The sequence below is a fragment of the Klebsiella sp. K-3 genome, from assembly GCF_051207495.1.
Lineage (GTDB): Bacteria > Pseudomonadota > Gammaproteobacteria > Enterobacterales > Enterobacteriaceae > Klebsiella > Klebsiella aerogenes.
Genome location: NZ_JBPNXF010000016.1, coordinates 25,760 through 45,929, shown reverse-complemented (window position 1 = coordinate 45,929; position 20,170 = coordinate 25,760). Strand labels below are relative to the sequence as shown.

The window sequence follows — 20,170 nt, the reverse complement described above, 5'->3', positions numbered from 1 at the left end:
GCCTTATCCGGGGCAAATCTACGAGTAGCGCTGCTGCAGCACCGGTGAGGCGACCGCTTCCTGGCCCGGCGGCACCGCGGCGGCAATCGCCTGACTGCGGAACGGGATCACCTGCGTGCGTCCGTCAACTTCGACTATCTGATAGAACTGCGGCAGGTTGAAGTTAATGAAGCTTGAGCCGTAGGTGAAGCGATCGTGCGATGACGAGTAGAAGCGGCTGACGTCGCGCACCAGCTCTTCTTTGCTGCCTTCGCAGTGGTGATAGACCTCGGCGCGGTTGCTTTCGTCGAGAATGTAGATGTTAAAGCCGCTGTCATTGTTATCCGCATCTTCAAAGAAGAATTGAATAATCCCTTCGCTGGCGAAGCCATCCACCACCGCCGGCAGCTTAACGTGATTGGTTTCTACCTGTACTGACAGGCCGTGGAGCTTGTTGTGCGAGATAGCGCCGTAGAACTCAATGGCGTTTTCCAGCTTCTGCACCGAAACGTTCAGGCGCTCGAAGAACAGGCCCCAGGTCTGGCCGGAGACGCGCAGCGCTTTGAAGCGCCCGGTGTCCTGACGGGTACTAGAGAGGCGCAGTTCGATGCACTCGGAGACCATCTGCTGCACGCGGGTGCGGATAAGGCCACGCAGATGCTGGCTATAGCAGAACACCTCCACGCTATCCGGCGGCGCGGCATCCTGATGCATTTTGCCGAGAATAGTCTTCAGCGCTTCGATCATCGCCTGCTCGCCGTTAAAGTGCAGCGTGCGCACTTCGTTCCACGAGTTGCGATACAGCAGGTCGACGCTGCCAATCAGGCATTTTTGCTCTTCGCCGAAGCTGAAAACATCGAGCTTACGGAAGTCGAAATGCACCACCTGATTGCGGAAAGCCGCCGTCGGGTCATATTCGAGGTTGACGATAATCGCCAGGTGGCGAATTTCGCACGGGCTGTACAGCGCTTTTGGCGTCGGCGCCGGCAGGCGCAGCGGGAAGTGGTGCGACACGTCGGCCACCATCTCCTGCAGCTTCGGCAAATCGACGATACCGTTGCCCTTAATAAACAGACGGGTGCGTGAGGTCAGCAGGCCGTTAAACCAGGCCCAGGCCACCAGCTTATTAAGATAACGGTTATATTCCAGCGGCTGATGGCTGATAATCGATTCCATATCCGGCGCGCGGTTATACAGATACCAACCGGTACGGTTGGCGCGGCCCGGCGGCACGTGGATAAAGGTCAGATTCGGCTCCGACAGGTCCGGTGAAATTTGCGGGTTCACCAGGGTGACCTTGCCCGGCAGCGCTTCAAAGGCCGCATACAGCTTGCGCGTCAGCACGCCGATATCTTGCGGGCTGGCGGAGACGCTAAGGTTATTGCGCCGAGCGAAGCGGATCAGATTACGATAGCTCTGCATCATCGCGTCGAGCAGTTCGTTGTGCGCTTTGCGCACTTCATCGATTTTCCAGTTAGCGCGGTTATCAAGCATCATCAGACGCTTTTCATCCCAGCCCCACTCTTTCACCAGCTGGCTGACGACTTCACGACGCCAGCCCACGCAGGCGCGCTCGCGGCTGAGTTTTTCACAGACTTTCAAATAGAAGCAGCGACGAACCAGATCGAGACGGGTGTCGTCTTCGATAGCCTGCAGATAGGCGGTTACGCGCTCCAGCATCATGCAGTAAGGGTCGAGACCGAATGAGACAATCTCGCCATCGTGCAGGCGCTGTTTAATATCTTTCGCCAACAGGCGGTTGTTGGGGTATTCCCAGGAGTAGGCTTCCAGCAGCAGCGTTTTCAACACCGCTTTATACGGGGAGTCGATGCTTTTATACAGCTGCCACAGGCTGGCGCCGAAGTACTCTTCCGCCGACAGCGAACTGAGGCCGCCGAGATCGAGCCATTCGTTTGGCGTCAGCACGCCCTGGGCATACAGCCCCATCACGTAATCATCGTAATGATCTTCTTCATCGCCCGGCACCATATTCCACAGAATACGTTTCCCGGCAAGACGCACGGCGGTGCGGTAAAATTCATCGAGCAACAAAATATGCTGGGTCGAACCACAGTCTTCGCCGCCCAGGCTGCCGCTTTCGTTATGGCGGAAGCGGTTTTCGTCGATCAGGAAGAAACTGACCTCGACGCCGAGCGACGCCGCCCAGCTTTCAAGCAGGCTGCATTTACGCTGCAGCAGTTGGCGTTCTTCGTTATCCAGCCAGGCCTGATGGCATACCCAGATATCCAGATCGGAAGAGCAGCTTTGCCCAACGGAAGAGGTACTGCCCATCGAATAGACGCCGGTAATCGGCAGTTCGCCTTTCGGCGGTTCCTGCGTTAGCAGGCCGCGATGCAGTTCGAGTTCGTCAAGATAGTGGCGTTGGGTTTCATCAGGCGTGTAGAGGCAAATGCCGCGGGGAACGTTACCGTCAAGGTAACCCGGCATCAGCGGGTGATGATAATGTAGTAATGTCGGCAGAAGACTGTAAACCTGCTGGAAAGCGGGTCCCATGGCAGCAAGCGCGCGATCCACGCGCAATTGATTGATGGCATCCAGTCTCTGTTTCAGTGTCTCAATATAGAGGTACAAGACATATCGCCTGATGTTCAAAAATCCGACGTACAATAGTACGGAGGATTTCAGTATTTCAACAAGAACCGTCACCATTCGTCATCGGTGTGGTTGTGATGAACTGCTGGCTGACAAATGGTTTAAAACGTGATCAATTTAACACCTTGCTGATTGACCGTAAAGAAAGATGCGCTACATACAAGTGTAGCACCGTTTGCCGGGTGTAAATTCCCCACTACGCTTGCGGCAACCGCATCCGCATGAAACGCTAAAGGTCATCATGCCAGCATCCCACATTAACCGCGAAACTAACATCCCTAAAGCAACAATGTTAGGATGGCTCATGGTCGACAATGACGGTAACAAGCATGTTAGACAAAGTTTTGAGAATTGCCACACGGCAAAGCCCGCTTGCGCTATGGCAGGCACATTATGTGAAAGAGCGTCTGGAGTCCTGTCATCCGGGGCTTTCCGTTGAGCTGGTGCCCATGGTCACCCGCGGCGACGTGCTCCTTGATACCCCGCTGGCGAAAGTGGGCGGCAAGGGCTTATTTGTAAAAGAGTTAGAGCTCGCCATGATTGAGGGGCGCGCCGATATTGCCGTCCATTCGATGAAAGATGTCCCGGTCGAATTCCCTGAAGGCCTGGGATTGGTCACCATCTGCGAACGTGAAGATCCGCGCGACGCCTTTGTTTCCAATCACTATGCCTCAATTGACGCGCTGCCGGCTGGCAGCATCGTTGGCACGTCAAGTTTACGTCGCCAGTGCCAGTTGGCGGCAGAGCGCCCCGATCTGGTGATTCGCTCGCTACGCGGCAACGTCGGCACGCGATTAGGCAAACTCGATAACGGCGAGTATGACGCTATTATCCTTGCCGCCGCCGGGCTGAAACGCCTGAAACTGGAAGCGCGTATTCGCCAGCCGCTCTCGCCTGAACAATCTCTGCCGGCCGTCGGCCAGGGCGCGGTGGGTATCGAATGCCGCCTTGACGATGAATGGACCAAAGCGCTATTAGCGCCGCTTAACCATACGGAAACCGCCGTGCGCGTACGTGCCGAGCGGGCGATGAACACCCGTCTCGAAGGCGGTTGTCAGGTGCCGATTGGCAGCTATGCCGAACTGCGTGATGGTGAGCTGTGGCTACGGGCGCTGGTAGGCGCGCCGGATGGGTCGCGGGTCGTGCGCGGCGAACGTCGCGGGCGGCCGGAAGAGGCAGAGGCGCTCGGCGTTTCGCTGGCGGAAGAGCTACTGGATAACGGCGCCCGCGACATCCTCGCGGCGGTCTATGATGGAGAAGCCCCACGATGAGCATCCTGGTCACTCGTCCGCTACCGCAAGGTGAAGAGTTAGTCAGCCGCCTGCGCGCGCTGGGACGCGTGGCCTGGAGCTTTCCGCTGATTGAATTCACGCCGGGTCGAGAACTGGCAGCGCTCCCGCGCCAGCTGGCGGCATTAGGCGCGGACGATTTGTTGTTTGCGCTGTCGCAGCATGCAGTGGAATTCGCCCATGCCCGTCTGCTGAAGGAGAGCCAACGCTGGCCCTCCGACCCGGCCTATTTCTCGATAGGCCGCACCACCGCGCTGGCCCTGCATACGGTCAGTGGTAAAAATATCCGTTACCCGTTAGATCGGGAAATCAGCGAAGTCTTGCTACAATTACCTGAATTACAAAACATTGCGGGCAAGAAAGCCCTGATTCTGCGCGGCAACGGCGGGCGGGAATTATTAGGCGACACGCTGCGTGAACGCGGCGCCGAAGTAACATTTTGTGAATGTTATCAACGTTGTGCGAAGTACTATGATGGTGCGGAAGAGGCTATGCGCTGGCAATCTCGTGGAGTCACTACGCTGGTGGTCACCAGCGGCGAGATGCTGCAGCAGCTGTGGTCGTTAATACCCCAGTGGTATCGCGAACAGTGGCTGCTGCACTGTAGCCTTGTCGTTGTCAGCGAACGTCTGGCCCTTCAGGCCCGGGAATTGGGCTGGCAGGATATTCAGGTTGCCGATAACGCCGACAACGATGCGCTGCTACGCGCATTACAATAACTCTCAACATTGGAAGCCATAATGACGGAACAACAAAATCAATCCGCCGTGGTTGAAGAGACCAGGGAGGCCGTGGAAACCACGCCACAGCCAGAAAACAACGAGAAGAAAAAGGCCGGCAACAAAACCAGCCTGGCGCTCAGCGCGATTGCTATCGCTATCGCCCTCGCCGCCGGTATTGGCCTGTATGGCTTAAATAAGCAACAGGTTACTCGGCAAAACGAAACCAGCTCTGAATTAGCAAGCCAGCTCGCGGCGCTGCAAAAAGCGCAGGACAGCCAGAAGAGCGAGCTGGAAGGCATTATCAAACAGCAGGCCGATCGGCTGAGCGAAGCCAAACGCGAACAGGAAACCCTGACGAAACAGCTTGATGAGCTACAGCAAAAAGTTGCCGTGATTTCCGGCAGCGACGCCAAAACCTGGCTGCTGGCGCAGGCTGATTTCCTGGTTAAGCTGGCGGGACGTAAGCTGTGGAGCGATCAGGATGTGACGACCGCCGCCGCACTGCTGAAAAGCGCCGATGCCAGCCTCGCCGACATGAACGACCCAAGCCTTATCGGCGCGCGCCGCGCCATCACCGATGACATCGCTTCGCTGTCGGCGGTAAGCCAGGTCGATTACGACGGCATTATCCTCAAGGTTAACCAGCTGGCGAACCAAATCGACAATCTGCGTCTGGCTGATAATAACGACGATGATTCCCCGATGGATGCCGACAGCGATGAGCTCTCCAGCTCCATCGGCGAATGGCGCGTTAACCTGCAGAAAAGCTGGCAGAACTTTATGGATAGCTTTATTACCATACGTCGCCGCGACGAAACGGCGGTGCCGCTGTTAGCGCCAAATCAGGATGTCTATCTGCGCGAAAATATCCGCTCTCGTCTGCTGGTTGCCGCGCAGGCGGTGCCGCGTCATCAGGAAGAAACCTATAAGCAGGCGCTGGAAAACGTCTCCACCTGGGTACGCGCCTATTACGATGCTGAAGACGCCACCACCAAGGCTTTCCTTGAAGAGGTGGATAAGCTCAGTCAGCAGAGTATCACCATGAGCGTGCCGGAAACGCTGCAGAGCCAGAGCCTGCTGGAAAAGCTGATGCAAACCCGGGTGCGTAATTTGATGGCCCAGCCTGCGGCAGCCGCTCCGGCGCCAGCGCCAGCAGCGACCGCGCCAGCCCCTGCGCCGCAAGGAGAATAACCGATGCTGAAAATTCTCCTGCTTTTCGCACTGCTGATCGCCGGGATCGTCGTCGGCCCGATGATCGCGGGCCACCAGGGCTACGTTCTGATCCAGACCGATAACTACAATATCGAAACCAGCGTGACGGGCCTTGTGATCATCCTGATCCTCGCAATGGTGGTACTGTTCGCTATCGAGTGGCTTCTGCGCCGCATTTTCCGTACCGGCGCGCACACGCGCGGCTGGTTCGTCGGCCGTAAGCGCCGCCGCGCGCGTAAGCAAACCGAGCAAGCGCTGCTGAAACTGGCGGAAGGCGATTACCAACAGGTTGAAAAGCTGATGGCGAAAAATGCCGATCACGCCGAACAACCGGTCGTGAACTATCTGTTAGCGGCGGAAGCGGCCCAACAGCGCGGCGATGAAGCTCGCGCCAATCAGCACCTTGAGCGCGCCGCCGAACTGGCCGGCGACGATCTCATCCCGGTCGAAATTACCCGCGTGCGCCTACAGCTGGCGCGGAACGAAAACCACGCCGCTCGTCACGGCATCGATAAGCTGCTGGAAGTGACCCCGCGTCATCCGGAGGTGCTGCGTCTTGCCGAGCAGGCCTATACCCGCACCGGCGCGTGGAATTCACTGCTGGACATCATTCCATCCATGGCGAAAGCCAACGTGGGGGATGAAGAGCACCGCGCCGCGCTGGAACAGCTGGCGTGGATTGGCCTGATGGACAAAACGCTGGCCGACGGCGGTAGCGAAGGGCTACGCGAATGGTGGCGCAACCAGAGCCGTAAAACGCGCGCGCTGATACCGCTGCAGGTGGCAATGGCCGAACGCCTTATCGAGAGCGACGATCACGATACCGCCCAGCAGATTATTATCGATGGTCTGAAGAAACAGTATGACGACCGCCTGGTCATGCCGATCCCGCGACTGAAGACCAATAATCCGGAGCAACTGGAGAAAGTGCTGCGCCAGCAGATCAAAGCCGTCGGCGACCGTCCGCTGCTGTGGAGCACCCTGGGCCAGTCGCTGATGCGTCACGGTGAATGGCAGGAGGCCAGTATCGCCTTCCGCGCCGCGCTTAAGCAGCGTCCGGATGCCTTTGATTACGCGTGGCTTGCCGATGCGCTGGACCGCCTGCATCAGCCGGAAGAAGCGGCGACCATGCGTCGTGACGGCCTGCTGTTGACGCTGCACAATAACCCTCAGCAGTAATTCACGATAACGCTATCGCCTCGTTCGAGGCGATAGCGCCCTTCTCTCGCGAAAAGATAACCTTCCCCTGAAAGAAAAAAACGCCTGCACTGAAATCAGGGCAGGCGTTAAAACAGGTCTGTTTGACAACAAATTGGGTGCTTCACTCAACGTTATGTCCATGGTGTTTGATGAGACATATAAAATGCGACATCTATCAGTGGACGATAAGCACCGTAAGTACGGCTCTGCATCATTCCCGAGTTTATGAGGCACGAAGGCGAACATAAGAGATGGAATGAGCATCTACCCGGTTATTATCGCACAGGATCCAGCGAGATTGCATCTATCGCAGCAATCATTTGGGACAATTCCGGACAATAATTCGCAGAGATAGAAACTATTTTTTACGAGGAAGATCAGCGGGATAAAAGATGATTGAGCAAATCCGGAAAACAAAAAACCCCGCCGAAGCGGGGTTCAAAATTGGTCGGCGAGAGAGGATTCGAACCTCCGACCCACTGGTCCCAAACCAGTTGCGCTACCAAGCTGCGCTACTCGCCGAAATACTGCTTTTTGAATTTTTAGTTCAATTCTTTAAAGTCGTGGTGCGAGGGGGGGGACTTGAACCCCCACGTCCGTAAGAACACTAACACCTGAAGCTAGCGCGTCTACCAATTCCGCCACCTTCGCAATTCACAACTCTATCAAATAATGGGGTGGCTAATGGGATTCGAACCCACGACAACTGGAATCACAATCCAGGGCTCTACCAACTGAGCTATAGCCACCACAACAATTCTTTTACGCGGTATTAAAACCACCGCAGCTCCAGCACCGGGTAAATGGTGCGCCCGACAGGATTCGAACCTGAGACCTCTGCCTCCGGAGGGCAGCGCTCTATCCAGCTGAGCTACGGGCGCTTAGCGCCGTTGCGGGGGTGGATAATACGGACTTCCCCCCCCCCTGTCTAGTGCCTTTTTAAATAAAATTTCTATTTGCTCACAGTTTGTGCGCTTTGGCGCTTATTCCGCCGTTTTATCGAGATTTCCCCGCTTGCCGAGGCCGAAAACCTTATAAATAAGGGTCACCAGGGCGAGGAAAATAATTCCGACAAAGAGCGACATCCGGGTTTCATCGTTAATTCCCATGCCGATTAGCACACAAACGAGGAATGCCATCGTCAAATAGTTCGCCCACGGGAACAACAGCGAACGGAACGGATGGCTGGCCATCGCCTGCTGATGCTCGCGACGGAAACGCAGCTGGCTAATCAGGATCACAAACCACGGCACCATCCCCGGCAATACGCTGGCGCTATAAACATAGACAAACACGCGCTGCGGGTTAGGAATAATGTAGTTCAGGCACGAACCGATGAGCAGAATCACGATCGATAGCGCGACGCCCGCTACCGGTACGCCCTGACGCGACACTTTGGCCATTGCCGCCGGTAGCTGGCGGTTGCGCGCCAGCGCGTACAGCATACGCCCACAGCTATACATCCCGCTGTTGCACCCTGACAGCGCTGCGGTCAGCACCACGAAGTTGATAATCCCCGCCGCCGCGGTAATGCCGATTTTGGCGAAGGTGAGGACGAACGGGCTTCCAGTCGAGCCAATCTGGTTCCAAGGGAAGATAGTCACGATAACGAAAATCGCCCCCACATAGAAAATCAGGATACGCCAAAGCACTTTGCCCACCGCGCTACGCAGCGTGACTTGCGGGTTTTTCGCTTCTCCGGCGGTGATACCGATAAGTTCAACGCCCTGATAAGAGGCGACGACAATACACAGCGCCGTCAGGAAGCCTTTCCAGCCGCCGGCGAAGAAGCCGCCGTGTTCGGTCAGGTTGCCAAAACCGATCGACTGTCCGCCATTGCCGAAGCCAAAGAAGATAACGCCCAGGCCGATGACAATCATCACGATAATGGTGGTGACTTTAATCATTGCAAACCAGAACTCGATCTCACCGTAAAGACGTACTGCCGCCAGGTTCGCTAGCGCGACCAGCCCGACGGCAATCAGCGCCGGGATCCACTGCGCCATCTCCGGGAACCAGAACTGCACATATACTCCAATGGCGGTGATCTCAGATATCCCCACCGCCATCCACATAAACCAGTATGACCAGGCCGTGAGATAGCCGAAGAACGGGCTCATATAACGGTGTGCGTAAACGGCGAACGAGCCGGTTACCGGTTCGAGGAACAACATTTCGCCCATCGAACGCATGATAAAGAAGACAAATAAACCGGCGATAATATACGCCAGCAGGACGGACGGACCGGCCCACTTCAGCGTACTTGCCGCCCCCATAAATAACCCTACGCCAATCGTCCCGCCTAGCGCGATTAGCTCAATATGTCGGGCCTCCAGTCCACGCTGGAGTTCCGCTTTTTTCTCAGTCATAAAGCCTCTTGTGTTTGCTGTATTCCGGGTACTGCCGGTTATTGTTATTAATTGAAACCATAGCCTTGCCGACGCGCAGGTCTCCCCCACGCGTTTGAAGCATGCGAATGGTTAATTAATTTTACGGAAATGGCAAATAAAGTATCAGGCGAGTGAAGAGATTACACAGAATATGTATGCAATCTCTTCTGGTTGCAGTGGAATATCAGAGCTTGCCGGAATAATGCCAACGTAAATAGCGCAGTAAACGGAACTGTCTTTTAATGCGGCTCGGCTGCAGGAGCAGGCGATAGAACCACTCCAGCCCCAGGTTCTGCCAGAATTTGGGCGCTCGGTGTACGTGGCCGGTAAAGACGTCATAAGTGCCGCCAACGCCCATATACAGCGCTGCGGAATACACCAGTCGGCAGTCGCGCATCAGAATTTCCTGGCGCGGCGATCCCATCGCGACGGTGACAATTTTCGCCCCGCTGTCGCGTACCCGCTCAAACAGCTGCTGGCGCTGATCGGCGGAAAAATAGCCGTCCTGACTGCCGACGATATTCACCTTCCAGCGCTCACGCAGCTTTGCTTGCGTCTCCGCCAGCACCTCGGGCTTACCGCCAATCAGAAACACCGGCGTTCCCTGCGCCCCGGCGCGCTCCATTAAGGCTTCCCACAGATCGGCGCCGGCAACGCGCGACACCTCAGCCTGCGGATATTTTTTGCGTAATGAGCGCACGACGCTGATGCCGTCGGCATATTTAAACTCGGCGGCCTCAATCAGCGCTCGCACTTCCGGGTTATCTTCTACCGCCAGCATTTTTTCGGCGTTGATCGCAACCAGCGTTCCCTGACGCAGTTCGCCGTCGGCGAAGAGATAGTTGAGCGCATGCTGCATGTCGCGCCAACCAATAAGCTGCAGCCCTCGCAGCGCATACTGCGGCGCGGAAGTGTTATCAGTCATGTTCATCCTTATCATACCTGCGGTTGCGAAAGCGGCTTCAACCGCTTATGAATCAATCCTGCGCTGTCCAGGAGCCAGTACAGCAATTTCGCCGCTAACAAGCAGATACCAAAGATCACGAGGAAAAACACCACGCGGGAGCCAAACGAATCCAACCCTTCGCGCGCCAGCACTATCATGTTGAAGATAGCGCCGAAACAGAAACTATGCAGGATAGCCGCTTTGTAGCGATTGCTCTCCCGATTGCCAAGTTCGTACAACCAGTCAAACCATTTAATGATGAGCCCTACCGCGACGGCGCCCAGCGGTACGAACCATACGCCGCCCATCACCACCAGCGAACCAATCAGCGTCGGCGATATCGCCAGCCCCGAGTGGTTGTTTAACACTTCCCAGGTGAAGTAATTGGCGGTATTCAGCACCATTGTTGGGCGGCCGTGCCACATCCAACTGGGGATAAAGACGTAGAAGTCGCGGATCATCGGCGCCAGCCCCTGGAACTCAATCTTGTCGTAGTTCTGCAGCAGCAGCGCCAGGTTCTCCCACGGCGAGAAGGTATCGCGCGTGAGATAGAGGAAAGTATAAAACGCTTCATCGCCGCTAACGTTCATCCCGTAGCGCTTCAACGCCAGCCAGAACATACCGACAATGCCCAGCACGCCCGCCGCCGCCAGCATCCACAGGCTGATCCAGCCGCGAATAATGCCGATAAACAGGAAGATAGCGAAAGCGATAATGATATTGGCGCGGGTACCGCCGACGATCGCGTAGGTCAGCAGGCCAAAGGCGACGGTGCTCACCAGGAAAAAAATCCACGCCTTGTAATCCTGACGCAGGAAATAGATCACCAGCATCGCCGGAATAAAGAAGTAGAAGAAGCGCTTCAACGCCACGCCGGACACTTCCGCAGAGAATATCTGGCTGTATGAATTGAGCTTAAATAGCAGGAAACCGTTGTGGGCGAAGAAGATACCGACGCACAGCAGCGCCAGCCCCATCAAAATCCCCCAGGCCAGATGGGTTTCAACCCGGTTCATGGTAAACAGCGGACGACGTGGAACATCGCGCGATGCCGGACGCAGGCGCGTTTTGTAGGTCACGTAGTAGATAGCATAGAAACACACCGCAACCAGCAGCGTCTGCAGCAAAATCTCCGGTGGCGCCACGCTGACGTCAAAGCGGAACACCAGGATACTGGTTAACGGGAAGCCGAAGAAAAAGGTGAGCAGGAACAACAACGAGAAAAAGACGTTGAAGTTAAATCGCACGCGGCGGAACTCAAACCAGGTGGCGGTAGCGATAAACAGCGTCGACAGTAGCCAGACCACCAACAGCCCGCTAAATTGCATTAACGTCATACCCGCGCCTCCGCTGCCAGCTGTAGCGCCCGCTGCCACCCCACCAGATAGTTCGGTCGGAAGAAGGCGATTTGCGTTTTATCAACGCTCGCTAACTGACGCTGCGCTTCGCGCACCATGTCGACATCCAGGGTATCGCTGGTAAACAGCACCGGGATCTGTTGTTCGGTCATATCCTGCCAGAACGGATTTTCGCGATTGAGCACGCAGGGAATACCCGCCTGAATCAGCAGGCACAGCGTGCCGATACCCTGCTGGCGAGCAAACAGGAAATAACCCAGATCGCAGCGGCGCAGCAGCGCCAGATAATCATCAAACTCAAGCTTCTCGCTAAGGATCTGCAGATGCTCGCGACTAAACAGCGTCTCTCCCGCCTGGCGCACTTCGTCAATGTACGCTTCATTGTTAGCCGGATAGCCCATCGGTACGATGACATTCACCGTATCGCCAAACTGCTGATGTATCGCCTTCAGCGCTGCAATATGCTCGTTACTACGATCGCCGGAATTCCCCACCAGAATGGTCAGGGTGTCACCGCGCGGGGCGGTATCGGCAAGGGAATTTAGCGTCGGATCCATACGGGTCGGGAAGTACAGCAGTTCGCCCGGCACGCGTGGATGGCGATTAGCAAACCAGCTGAGATCGCCGCGGGTGGCGAATACGCGCCCTACCCGCCCTTGCGCCATGCGGCGCAGAGGATAAAAAAGACGGAATTTCAGGCTAACGGAGTTCTCATACAGATCCGCGCCCCAGATATGCCAGTTAAATTGCGACGGGCGGATCCCGCCGCTCAACAACGCCAGCCACAGACCGGTATTAAACTGGCCGTGGAAAAAAAAGCGCTGCTGGCGATCGGCTTTCGCTTTGGCAATCACCGCCTGCGCCAGCGATTTCTTAGCCGGGTAGCAGGTAATCTCCAGCGCCGGATACGCCTCGCGCATACCTGTCGCATCACCCACGACCATAAACGTCCTGGCCCGCGCGTCGGCGGCCAGTTCGTCGTTAAAGAACCGCAATACGGTCTGGTTGTGGTGCGGGATATCCGATCCCAGTACGTGTATCAGTGCTGTCATGCCCGTTTACGCCAGAGTAAAAACACGCCACTACAAAGGGCGAAATAAACAATATAAGTGGCCATATACGCCTGCGCCGCGCCAAGTGCGCCGTGCGCCGGAATAAGCCAGTGTGAAAATGCGGTCAGCAGCGTGAACTGGCTGATTTCCGTCAGAATATAAAAACGCAATGACGCTTTGGCGATCACCAGATAGCCGTAGACGTAAGCGCCAACTTTTAAAACATCGCCCACCAGCTGCCAGGCGAACAAGTCGCGCATCGCGGTGAAGCGCGCGGAAAACAGTAACCAGATGGCAAAATCGCGCAGCAGCCAGACCGTCAGGCTCGCCGCCGCCACCGCCGGCAGAACGAATTTCAACGACTTCACTATCTCACGCGTGATGTCCGTTTTGGCGCTCAGCCGCGACAGCGTAGGCAGCAGATACACGCTAAAGGAGGCGGTAATAAACTGCAGGTAGGCATCTGAGATACTGCTCACCCCCTGCCAGATACCGACCGCCTCCCAGCCGTAATGCGCCGCCAGCAGATTACGCATCATCACATAGGCCACCGGCAGCGTCACCGAGGTAATCAGCGCCATCAGGGTAAATTTCGATAGCTGCCCTGCAAGCCCGTTATCCCAACGCGGGCGTAGCGCGCTCAACGGGATCGCGCCACGCCGCCATAGCATAATGGCGGCCGGAACCACCACCAACGCGGGGACTAACGCCAGCCCTAACAGCGCCCCCTGATAACCACCGAAGTAGTAACAGGCGTAATAGGCCGCAACGCCAATCAGGCTACCGGCAATCAGCGAAAAAGCGTTACCCGCAGCATCGCGAAAACCTTTCATCAGCGCCAGCAAATAGTTGGCCCACGCAATCCCCATCTGCACCAGCGCCACCAGACGTACCAGATTCTGGTAGTGCGAATGGCCGAACAGCGCCTGGCTTATGGGCGCCGCCGCCAGCAAAAAGACCAGCGCTAACAGGGTGGAAAAGCCGAGCACCATTGATGACGACGTCCCAACCACCTGCTTCAGGCGTAGCGGATCGTCGTGATGTTGGGCAACCAGCTTAGTGACGCCATTAAAAATCCCGGCGCCCGCCAGTACGCCAAGGACGGTGACCAATTGCCGGAAGTTACCGGCCTGGCCCACGCCCGCCGGGCCAAATGAGACCGCCAGCAGCTTTACCACCAGCAGACCGGCGCCTATTTTGACTAAGGTGGACGCCGCGGTCCACAGTGACGCTTTTGCCAACGACATATCAGGAGAAGTAGCTCAGCAGCGAGTTAATCACCGTCCGTTGGTTTACCGCAGACAGGTTATAGAACAGCGGCAAACGCAGCAGGCGTTCGCTCTCCTGGGTGGTATAACGATCTTCCCCGCAGAACTCGCCGAACTGTTCGCCAGCCGGGCAGCTATGGAGCGGAATATAGTGGAACACCGCCAGTATTTCTGCCTCTTTCAGCCAGTTAATCAGCGCCGCGCGGTCATCGTTATCCCGCAGCTTAATGTAGAACATATGCGCGTTTTGCCCGCAATCCGCCGGTACCGCCGGCAGATCGATACGGCCCGCGCGCGCCAGCGGCAGCAGCGCGTCATAATAATTTTGCCACAGCATCAGACGCTGCTGGTTAATACGTTCAGCGGCTTCCAGCTGCGCCCAGAGATAGGCGGCCTGCAGATCGGACATCAAATAGCTGGAACCGATATCGCGCCAGGTGTACTTATCCACCAGACCGCGGAAAAACTGGCTACGGTTAGTGCCTTTTTCGCGAATGATCTCCGCGCGTTCCACCAGTTTACGATCGTTGATAAGCGTTGCGCCGCCTTCACCGCCGGCGGTGTAGTTTTTCGTCTCATGGAAGCTAAAGCAGCCAATATGGCCGATGGTGCCCAGCGCGCGGCCCTTATAGGTGGACATCACGCCCTGCGCGGCGTCTTCCACCACGTACAGGTTATATTTGGCGGCGAGCGCCATGATGGTGTCCATCTCACAGGCCACGCCCGCATAATGCACCGGCACGATCGCCCGGGTTTTATCGGTGATCGCCGCTTCAATCAGCGATTCATCAATATTCATCGTGTCGCGACGGATATCGACAAAGACGATTTTCGCCCCGCGGAGTACAAAAGCATTGGCGGTGGAAACAAAGGTATAGCTGGGCATGATGACTTCATCGCCCGGCTGAATATCCAGCAGCAGCGCCGCCATCTCCAGCGACGCGGTGCAGGATGGCGTCAGCAGCGCTTTGGCGGTGCCGAAGCGCTGTTCAAACCACTGCTGGCAGCGACGGGTAAAACCGCCGTCGCCGCAAAGCTTGCCGCTGTTCATCGCCGATTGCATGTAATCGAGCTCAGTCCCCACCACCGGCGGTGCGTTAAATGGAATCATCGTGTCACCTGTATAACCAGTACGCGGTGCTTTCCACATTCGCACCGCTGAGAATATAACGTTTAAGCGCGGCGGTGTTGCCCATTTGGGTCGCCACCCGCAGTGTAGAAAGCCCGCGTTGCGCCGCCCAGTGGCGCGCCGCCTGCATAAGCTCGGCTCCAGCGCCGCGTCCGGCCAACAGGCCGATACGCGCGTCGGTGTCATTGAGCTGACGCAAAGAAACAAATGCGCGGATGTCGCCATCGGACGCGCGAAATAACAGACACTGGTGGTCAAAGGTTCCCAGTACCGCGTTTTCGATCCATTGCGCGTAGAACCGGCCGCTGGCGTCAGCGGCGTACCAGGGAGCGCGAAAACGGCTCCTGGCAAAGGCCTGCGCCGCCAGTTCGCGCAGTCGCACAATATCGCCTTCAACGGCCCATTCGGCGCCAGCATCAGCCGACTCGCCTACCGGCAACGCCAGATCGACCTCGCCTTCCACCAGTTGAAAACCGATCTCCTGTAGCGCATCCAGCCGGGCGGTGTCGCTGGCGGCGACTTTCGCCTGCACTCGCGACCATCCCGCCAGGGCTTCAGCGGTGAGCAGCGGCGCGCGTTCGTCAAAGCGAACGATGCCGCTATTAACGGCGAAGAAGCGGTTTTCCCACTCCAGCGCTTCAATACTGGCGCGGGCGGGCACGGAGGAGATCCAGCAAGTATTGGCCATAGCCGGTTTTTTCCAGCCGCTTCGCGGCGCGTTTGACGCCGTCATCATCAAGCCAGCCGTTACGCCAGGCTATTTCTTCCAGACAGGCGATTTTAAAGCCCTGCCGCTTCTCTACCGTCTGTACAAACATGCTGGCTTCAATCAGGCTATCGTGCGTGCCGGTATCCAGCCACGCAAAGCCGCGCCCAAGCAGCTCGACGGTTAACGCGCCATCCTCAAGATACATCTGGTTGATGGAGGTAATTTCCAGCTCGCCGCGCTCGGACGGTTTGACCCGTTTGGCGTATTCGGCCACTTTTCCATCGTAGAAATAAAGCCCGGTGACCGCCCAGTTCGACTTGGGTTGTTTCGGCTTTTCCTCCAGCGACAAGGCGCGGAAGTTGTCATCAAACTCCACTACGCCGAAGCGCTCAGGATCCATCACCTGATAGCCAAATACCGTCGCCCCTTCGGTGCGGGTTGCGACGCTACGCAGCTTAGGGCTAAAGCTCTGGCCAAAGAAGATATTATCGCCCAACACCAGGCACGCCGGTTCGCCGTTGAGAAACGTTTCCCCGATAATAAATGCCTGGGCTAAACCATCAGGCGTCGGCTGAACGGCATAATGCAATTGGATACCGAACTCGGAGCCATCGCCGAGCAGGCGTTGGAAATCGCGCTGATCTTCCGGCGTGGTGATGATAAGGATTTCACGGATCCCGGCCAGCATTAACACCGACAGCGGGTAGTAAATCATCGGCTTGTCGTAAATCGGCAGCAGCTGTTTCGACACGCCGCGCGTGATGGGATGCAGGCGCGTACCGGAACCGCCTGCCAGAATAATACCTTTCATCATGCCCTCCTGGGCCAGTTAGCCGTGCAGCCCAAGACGCTCGCCCTGATAGCTACCGTCCTGAACCTGCCGCCACCATGCCTCATTTGCCAGATACCACTGGACGGTCTTGCGCATGCCGGAAGTAAAGGTCTCATCCGGCGTCCAGCCCAGCTCGCGTGCAATCTTCCCCGCGTCAATCGCATAACGCAGATCGTGGCCCGGCCGGTCAGCGACGAAGGTAATCAGATCGCGATAGTGCGCCACGCCCTGCGGTTTATGCGGCGCCAGCTCTTCGAGCAGTTCGCAAATGGTTTCCACCACCTCGATGTTTTTACGCTCGTTATGACCGCCGATATTGTAAGTTTCGCCCGGCTCGCCGCGGGTCGCCACCAGATACAGCGCTCTGGCGTGATCCTCGACGTACAGCCAGTCGCGAATCTGTTGGCCGTTACCGTAAACCGGTAGCGGTTTTCCCGCCAGCGCGTTGAGAATAATCAACGGGATCAGCTTCTCCGGGAAGTGATACGGGCCGTAGTTATTCGAGCAATTAGTGATAAGCGTCGGCAGGCCATAGGTACGCTGCCAGGCGCGCACCAGATGGTCGCTGCTAGCTTTCGAGGCCGAATAAGGACTGCTTGGCGCATAGGGCGTGGTCTCGGTAAAGAAATCATCGCTGCCGTGCAGATCGCCATACACTTCATCCGTCGAGATATGATGGAAGCGAAACGCCGATTTTTGCTCCGCCGCCAGCGTATTCCACCAGCTGCGCGCGGCTTCCAGCAGCGTATAGGTACCGACGATATTGGTTTCGATGAACGCCGCCGGGCCATCGATGGAACGATCGACATGGCTTTCCGCCGCGAGGTGCATCACCGTATCGGGTTGATGCTGGCGGAAGATGCGATCCAGCTCGGCTCGGTTGCAGATATCCACCTGTTCAAAGGCAAAACGCGCATCCTGCGCCACCGGCGCCAGCGACATCAAATTGCCGGCGTAGGTCAGCTTATCCACGACCACGACGCGATCGGCGGTGTGCTGGATGATTTCACGCACTACCGCGGAGCCAATAAAGCCCGCGCCGCCGGTGACCAGAATCGTTCTCACCGCCACACTCCTTTGGTGTCGATGATATAGGCCTGAGTAACGCTATCGCCGCTAACGGCTTTAAACTCGTTGTGATCGACCAGCATCACCAGCACATCGGCGCTCGCCAGCGCGTCATCGAGGGTCGCCAGCGTACACAGGCCATCAAGTTTCTTCGGCAGCGCATGAATGTTGGGCTCAACCACCTGCGTCGCGCCGCTGTGCCAGCGGGCGATCTGCGCGGCAATTTCCATCGCCGGGCTTTCGCGCAGGTCATCAATGTTAGGCTTAAAAGCCAGGCCGAAGCAGGCAATAGTCAGTTCGCTGGCGCGTTTATTGCTGGCATTCAGGCACTCGGCAACCTGTGCTTTTACCCGATCGATTACCCATTCCGGCTTGTGGTCGTTAACCTCGCGCGCGGTGCGAATCAGACGCGCCTGCTGCGGGTTTTGCGCCACGATAAACCACGGGTCGACGGCGATACAATGGCCGCCGACGCCCGGACCCGGCTGCAGAATATTGACGCGCGGATGGCGGTTCGCCAGGCGGATGAGTTCCCAGACGTTGATCCCCTGATCGGCGCAAATCAGCGATAGTTCGTTAGCAAAGGCGATGTTGACGTCGCGGAAGCTGTTTTCCGTCAGCTTGCACATTTCCGCAGTGCGCGAGTTAGTCACTACGCATTCGCCTTCAAGGAAAATTTTATACAGCTCACTGGCACGCGCCGAGCAGACCGGCGACATTCCGCCAATAACGCGGTCGTTTTTGATGAGCTCAACCATCACCTGCCCCGGCAGCACGCGCTCCGGACAGTAGGCGACATTAACGTCGGCCGCCTCGCCAACCTGCTGTGGGAAGCTGAGATCGGGGCGCATCGCCGCCAGCCACTCGGCCATCTGTTCAGTCGAGCCGACCGGCGAGGTGGATTCCAGGATCACTAACGCCCCTTTCTTCAGGGTCGGCGCAATAGATTTAGCGGCGGATTCAACAAAGGCCATATCTGGCTCATGCCCGCCTTTAAACGGCGTCGGAACGGCAATCAGGTAGGCGTCAGATTCCTCCGGCACGGTGGTGGCGCTTAAATATCCCTGTTCAACCGCCGTTTTCACGACGCTCGCTAAATCCGGCTCGACGATATGAATCTCACCACGGTTAATGGTCTCAACGGCGTGTTGATTGATGTCCACGCCAACCACCCGCCGTTGCCGGGAAGCAAATGCGGCAGCGGTTGGCAGACCAATGTACCCAAGGCCAATCACTGAAATGGTAGAAAAACTCATAGCGTTACCTGATTATTTTTAAGGGCGGATAAAATACGATCGCATGCCTGACCATCGCCGTAAGGGTTATGGGCCCGACTCATCGCCTGCCAGGCGGCATCATCCTGCAGCAGCCGGGTGACTTCATCGACGATACGCTGCCTGTCGGTGCCGACCAGCCGCACGGTGCCAGCGGCGACCGCCTCCGGGCGCTCAGTCATTTCGCGCATCACCAGTACCGGTTTCCCCAGCGACGGCGCCTCTTCCTGAATCCCGCCGGAATCGGTCAGAATCAGCCACGCCCGATTCATCAGCCAGACGAACGGCAGGTAATCCTGCGGTTCAATTAATTTCACGTTAGCGACATGGCCAAGAATACGGTTGACCGGTTCGCTGACGTTCGGGTTCAGGTGAACCGGATAAACAATCTGCACATCAGGATGATGGCTGGCGATATCCGCCAGCGCATGGCAAATGTGCTCGAAGCCGAGACCAAAGCTCTCGCGACGGTGGCCGGTCACCAGAATTAATTTCTTATCCTCTTCAAGGAACGGGTAGCGCTGCATCAGTTCATTGCGCAACGCCTCGTCGCCAAGGACACGATCGCGAACCCAGAACAGCGCATCGATCACCGTATTGCCGGTGACGATAATGCGTTCTGCGTCAATATTTTCCCGCAGCAGGTTATCGCGCGAGGTGGCGGTCGGGGCGAAATGGTACATCGCCAGGCGCCCTGTCAGCGTGCGGTTGCCCTCTTCCGGCCACGGCGAGTTCAGGTCGCCGGTACGCAGGCCCGCTTCCACGTGGCCCACCGGGATCCGCTGATAAAACGCCGCCAGACTGGCCGCCATCGTCGTCGTGGTATCGCCATGGACCAGCACTACGTCCGGCTTAAACGACTCCAGTACCGGCTTTAAACCTTGCAGAATGCGGCAGGTGATCTCGGTTAATCCCTGACCCGGCTGCATAATGTTCAGATCGTAGTCCGGCGTAATCGAAAACAGTTTCAACACCTGATCGAGCATCTCCCGATGCTGCGCGGTTACGCAAACCTTTGCCTCAAAATGAGGATCCTTTGCCAGCGCATGGACCAGCGGCGCCATCTTGATGGCTTCTGGTCTCGTGCCAAATACAGTTAGTACTTTCACATCGATTCTCTTCGATTAGG

At 56.9% G+C, this 20,170-nt stretch carries 16 protein-coding genes and 4 tRNA genes; 4 read left to right on the top strand and 16 right to left on the bottom strand.

The genetic code is table 11. The features are described 5' to 3' along the window. Window positions 1–18: 18 nt before the first annotated feature. Window positions 19–2,571: a class I adenylate cyclase gene (cyaA, locus tag ACSEMK_RS21935; RefSeq protein WP_015368868.1), complete on the bottom strand. Its 2,553-nt coding sequence runs from the start codon at window positions 2,569–2,571 to the stop codon at window positions 19–21. A gap of 350 nt (window positions 2,572–2,921) precedes the next feature. Between cyaA and hemC the strand changes: the two genes are divergently transcribed. From hemC to hemY, 4 genes are read left to right on the top strand one after another with little or no spacing between them, the layout of a single operon-like run. Further along, window positions 2,922–3,863, top strand: coding sequence for a hydroxymethylbilane synthase (gene hemC, locus ACSEMK_RS21930; protein ID WP_032715387.1), 942 nt, complete (start codon window positions 2,922–2,924; stop codon window positions 3,861–3,863). Further along, window positions 3,860–4,600, top strand: coding sequence for a uroporphyrinogen-III synthase (gene hemD, locus ACSEMK_RS21925; protein WP_430915461.1), 741 nt, complete (start codon window positions 3,860–3,862; stop codon window positions 4,598–4,600). Before hemC ends, hemD begins: the two co-directional genes overlap by 4 nt. A gap of 21 nt (window positions 4,601–4,621) precedes the next feature. Beyond that, entirely contained in the window at window positions 4,622–5,794 is a 1,173-nt protein-coding gene (hemX, locus tag ACSEMK_RS21920; RefSeq protein WP_430915460.1) for a uroporphyrinogen-III C-methyltransferase, read from the top strand. A 3-nt stretch (window positions 5,795–5,797) separates the two neighbouring features. After that, a complete protein-coding gene (gene hemY / locus ACSEMK_RS21915; protein ID WP_430915459.1) occupies window positions 5,798–6,994 on the top strand; it encodes a protoheme IX biogenesis protein HemY in 1,197 nt (398 codons plus the stop codon). 466 nt (window positions 6,995–7,460) lie between these two features. Here the strand turns inward: hemY and ACSEMK_RS21910 are convergent. The 15 genes from ACSEMK_RS21910 to wecB all read right to left on the bottom strand — a co-directional run bounded on the left by ACSEMK_RS21910 (window position 7,461) and on the right by wecB (window position 20,150). After that, window positions 7,461–7,537, bottom strand: a tRNA-Pro gene (locus ACSEMK_RS21910). 42 nt (window positions 7,538–7,579) lie between these two features. After that, window positions 7,580–7,666, bottom strand: a tRNA-Leu gene (locus ACSEMK_RS21905). Window positions 7,667–7,688: 22 nt separating this feature from the next. Beyond that, window positions 7,689–7,764 (bottom strand) — tRNA-His (locus ACSEMK_RS21900). Between the two features lie 55 nt (window positions 7,765–7,819). Next, window positions 7,820–7,896 (bottom strand) — tRNA-Arg (locus tag ACSEMK_RS21895). 102 nt (window positions 7,897–7,998) lie between these two features. After that, window positions 7,999–9,384: a bifunctional threonine/serine APC transporter ThrP gene (gene thrP, locus ACSEMK_RS21890; protein WP_087858704.1), complete on the bottom strand. Its 1,386-nt coding sequence runs from the start codon at window positions 9,382–9,384 to the stop codon at window positions 7,999–8,001. Window positions 9,385–9,589: 205 nt separating this feature from the next. Then, window positions 9,590–10,330 carry a lipopolysaccharide N-acetylmannosaminouronosyltransferase gene (wecG, locus tag ACSEMK_RS21885; protein WP_430915458.1) on the bottom strand — a complete coding sequence of 247 codons (741 nt, stop codon included), beginning with the start codon at window positions 10,328–10,330 and terminating at the stop codon, window positions 9,590–9,592. 11 nt (window positions 10,331–10,341) lie between these two features. Next, entirely contained in the window at window positions 10,342–11,688 is a 1,347-nt protein-coding gene (wzyE, locus tag ACSEMK_RS21880) for an ECA oligosaccharide polymerase (protein WP_087858705.1), read from the bottom strand. Next, window positions 11,685–12,761 carry a TDP-N-acetylfucosamine:lipid II N-acetylfucosaminyltransferase gene (locus ACSEMK_RS21875; RefSeq protein ID WP_411326016.1) on the bottom strand — a complete coding sequence of 359 codons (1,077 nt, stop codon included), beginning with the start codon at window positions 12,759–12,761 and terminating at the stop codon, window positions 11,685–11,687. Before ACSEMK_RS21875 ends, wzyE begins: the two co-directional genes overlap by 4 nt. Further along, window positions 12,758–14,008 (bottom strand): lipid III flippase WzxE, encoded by a 1,251-nt coding sequence (gene wzxE, locus ACSEMK_RS21870; protein WP_045378694.1) that lies wholly within the window; start codon window positions 14,006–14,008, stop codon window positions 12,758–12,760. Before wzxE ends, ACSEMK_RS21875 begins: the two co-directional genes overlap by 4 nt. A 1-nt stretch (window position 14,009) precedes the next feature. Further along, window positions 14,010–15,140: a dTDP-4-amino-4,6-dideoxygalactose transaminase gene (gene rffA / locus ACSEMK_RS21865; protein ID WP_113374967.1), complete on the bottom strand. Its 1,131-nt coding sequence runs from the start codon at window positions 15,138–15,140 to the stop codon at window positions 14,010–14,012. 4 nt (window positions 15,141–15,144) lie between these two features. After that, window positions 15,145–15,819: a dTDP-4-amino-4,6-dideoxy-D-galactose acyltransferase gene (rffC, locus tag ACSEMK_RS21860; RefSeq protein WP_430915468.1), complete on the bottom strand. Its 675-nt coding sequence runs from the start codon at window positions 15,817–15,819 to the stop codon at window positions 15,145–15,147. After that, the gene (gene rfbA / locus ACSEMK_RS21855) at window positions 15,797–16,678 is read right to left on the bottom strand and encodes a glucose-1-phosphate thymidylyltransferase RfbA (RefSeq protein WP_411326014.1); all 882 of its coding nucleotides are present in this window, start codon (window positions 16,676–16,678) and stop codon (window positions 15,797–15,799) included. Before rfbA ends, rffC begins: the two co-directional genes overlap by 23 nt. A gap of 18 nt (window positions 16,679–16,696) precedes the next feature. Next, window positions 16,697–17,764 carry a dTDP-glucose 4,6-dehydratase gene (gene rffG / locus ACSEMK_RS21850; protein WP_430915457.1) on the bottom strand — a complete coding sequence of 356 codons (1,068 nt, stop codon included), beginning with the start codon at window positions 17,762–17,764 and terminating at the stop codon, window positions 16,697–16,699. Next, window positions 17,761–19,023, bottom strand: a complete 1,263-nt coding sequence (gene wecC, locus ACSEMK_RS21845; protein WP_430915456.1) for a UDP-N-acetyl-D-mannosamine dehydrogenase — start codon at window positions 19,021–19,023, stop codon at window positions 17,761–17,763. The genes rffG and wecC overlap by 4 nt, the downstream gene beginning before the upstream one ends. After that, entirely contained in the window at window positions 19,020–20,150 is a 1,131-nt protein-coding gene (gene wecB / locus ACSEMK_RS21840) for a non-hydrolyzing UDP-N-acetylglucosamine 2-epimerase (RefSeq protein WP_213317858.1), read from the bottom strand. The genes wecC and wecB overlap by 4 nt, the downstream gene beginning before the upstream one ends. Window positions 20,151–20,170: the final 20 nt, after the last annotated feature.

Bases quoted from the DNA above. Each gene is read 5' to 3' on its own strand.
- wzyE (WP_087858705.1), bottom strand. From the start codon at position 11,688: ATGACGTTAATGCAATTTAGCGGGCTGTTGGTGGTCTGGCTACTGTCG.
- hemY (WP_430915459.1), top strand. From the start codon at position 5,798: ATGCTGAAAATTCTCCTGCTTTTCGCACTGCTGATCGCCGGGATCGTC.
- ACSEMK_RS21875 (WP_411326016.1), bottom strand. From the start codon at position 12,761: ATGACAGCACTGATACACGTACTGGGATCGGATATCCCGCACCACAAC.
- wecC (WP_430915456.1), bottom strand. From the start codon at position 19,023: ATGAGTTTTTCTACCATTTCAGTGATTGGCCTTGGGTACATTGGTCTG.
- rffA (WP_113374967.1), bottom strand. From the start codon at position 15,140: ATGATTCCATTTAACGCACCGCCGGTGGTGGGGACTGAGCTCGATTAC.
- wzxE (WP_045378694.1), bottom strand. From the start codon at position 14,008: ATGTCGTTGGCAAAAGCGTCACTGTGGACCGCGGCGTCCACCTTAGTC.
- thrP (WP_087858704.1), bottom strand. From the start codon at position 9,384: ATGACTGAGAAAAAAGCGGAACTCCAGCGTGGACTGGAGGCCCGACAT.
- rfbA (WP_411326014.1), bottom strand. From the start codon at position 16,678: ATGAAAGGTATTATTCTGGCAGGCGGTTCCGGTACGCGCCTGCATCCC.
- wecG (WP_430915458.1), bottom strand. From the start codon at position 10,330: ATGACTGATAACACTTCCGCGCCGCAGTATGCGCTGCGAGGGCTGCAG.
- hemX (WP_430915460.1), top strand. From the start codon at position 4,622: ATGACGGAACAACAAAATCAATCCGCCGTGGTTGAAGAGACCAGGGAG.
- hemC (WP_032715387.1), top strand. From the start codon at position 2,922: ATGTTAGACAAAGTTTTGAGAATTGCCACACGGCAAAGCCCGCTTGCG.
- hemD (WP_430915461.1), top strand. From the start codon at position 3,860: ATGAGCATCCTGGTCACTCGTCCGCTACCGCAAGGTGAAGAGTTAGTC.